The sequence below is a fragment of the Sulfurospirillum sp. MES genome (genome assembly GCF_000789415.1).
GTDB lineage: Bacteria > Campylobacterota > Campylobacteria > Campylobacterales > Sulfurospirillaceae > Sulfurospirillum > Sulfurospirillum cavolei.
Window position 1 is genome coordinate 1 of record NZ_JSEC01000037.1, and the last position, 1,930, is coordinate 1,930.

Annotated in this window: 3 protein-coding genes; 1 reads left to right on the plus strand and 2 read right to left on the minus strand. The window is 45.2% G+C overall.

Translation table 11 applies throughout. The features are described from left to right. On the minus strand, window positions 1–781 hold a 781-nt coding region (locus OA34_RS13205; protein ID WP_039676183.1), incomplete at its 3' end, for a GNAT family N-acetyltransferase. Window positions 782–928: 147 nt separating this feature from the next. Next, entirely contained in the window at window positions 929–1,240 is a 312-nt protein-coding gene (locus OA34_RS13210; RefSeq protein WP_039676185.1) for a DUF1104 domain-containing protein, read from the minus strand. 132 nt (window positions 1,241–1,372) lie between these two features. Between OA34_RS13210 and OA34_RS13215 the strand changes: the two genes are divergently transcribed. Further along, window positions 1,373–1,930, plus strand: a 558-nt coding sequence (locus OA34_RS13215) for a response regulator transcription factor (protein WP_039676187.1), incomplete at its 3' end; no start/stop codon positions are given.

Consider the following 1,930-nt stretch of genomic DNA (forward strand, 5'->3'; position numbering starts at 1 on the left):
CTTTATACCCCGCCATCGCATCGACGAAAAATTCGACTTGATCCAAAAACTCCTCGACGCTTTTGACGCTCCGCATCTGCCACTGCACGACGCTGACGCGAATAATACCGCGATTGACCGTCGGATGCGTATGAGGCTCTTCATAATCGACGTTGCTCCATTCCAAAAGGGTGGCATACTCACGAGATGCGGCGTCCCCTTTGAGATACCCTGTTAAAATGCGCCTGACGTGAAAGTCGTTGGCAAGCTGAAAGCCCAACACATGATCTCGAAGTTCTTTGTCTTTCACCCGTTCGATGTATTTAGAAGGGGTCATCTCGTGGGCATGTGCCGCGTAGCCCGGAATGCGCCCGCCTGCGATGATGCGCTTAAGGTTGAGTCGGTAGCAAAGCTCTTTTCTGGCATCATAAAGCCTACGCCCGAGTCGCAATCCTTGATAATCCGGATCGACGTAAATATCCAATCCATAAAGCGTATCGCCCTTGGGATCGTGCGTGCTCAGCAAACAATTTCCCGTAATTTGATCGTACGTATGGCGATCGCCGTATGTGTTATAATCGACGATCAGGCTCTGCGCCGCGGCAATGACTTTACCGTCGTCCTCGATACAAATCTGACCTTCAGGAAAAGTCGAAAGCTGTGCGCTAAACTCTTCGATCGTCCAACCTCCAAGCGTCGGATAGACTCTATCCATAATACGTTTGACGTCATCATAATCTTCTGCTTGCAAATTGCGTAAAATAAGTTTGTTGGTCTGTTTTAATTCATCGTTGTTTCCCATTCAAAATCCTTTGATACCGTCGCAAATAAAATAACGTCGTTATCTTAGCACGCTTTGGGTTTAGGAGGAGTTGAATTTCAAACTTAATGTCAGGAGAGAAGTTAAAAAAGAGAGCCGAGGCTCTCTTGAAAAAACGAAGATAAAACCTTATCGACCGCCACGTCCGTTTCCTCTTCCGCCGCCGCCCGCTCCGCCGCCGTTAGCACCGGAATTTCCGTTACCCGCACCTACGCCGGCTCCCGTGCCGTTAGTATTGGCACGTTGGGATTGAGAGAGAGACTGCCTCTCTTCTTGTGAAAGCGCTTGCATTTTGGATTGCATGGCTGCTTGAAACGCCGCTCGATCTTCTGCGGGAACCGTTCCTCGCATTGCCGAAAGTTCCGCTGCGCTCATCGCGGAATAATCCACCGCAAAAACCGCTACACTAAGCATACATAATGCTAAAAGACTTTTTTTCATCATAACCCCCTTTGAAAAATTTTATAATGAAATTCTATAATGCAAGTGTTAGCAAATCGTTAAGGGAAAAAATTTTTTACTTTAACACTTCGTTAACGCAGATATGTTATGCTTTAGACCAAGGAGAGCGTTATGTCAAAAATTTTACTGCTTGAAGATGACTATCTTTTAAGTCAAACACTCATCGGTTTACTGAGGGAAGCGGGGTTTGAAGTAGCCCATGCCCAAGACGGTGAAGAAGCATTGTCTTTAAGCTACGATACGATTTTTGATCTTTACCTTTTTGATATTAACGTGCCTTTACTCAACGGCATCGACGTTTTAAAGCTTTTGCGCGATAACGACGATAAAACGCCGGCTTTTTTTATCAGCGCGTATAAAGATATTCAGACGATTACGAAAGCGTTTGAGGGAGCATGTGATGATTATATTAAAAAGCCTTTCGATTTCGATGAACTCGTCGTGCGAATCAAGGCGCATATTCACAAGCACAATCCGACGATTGTTTACGGGGCTATGCGTTACGATCTTTTGAGCAAACGTATTTTTATCGACGATAAAGAGGTCGATTTAGGCATCGTCGAAAAAGCGATTTTCGATCTTTTGATGCGTAATATGTCTCAAACACTTGATAAAGAGATGTTCTTCGACGTTATGGAAAAACCAAGCGACATTGCCCTACGCGTTCAT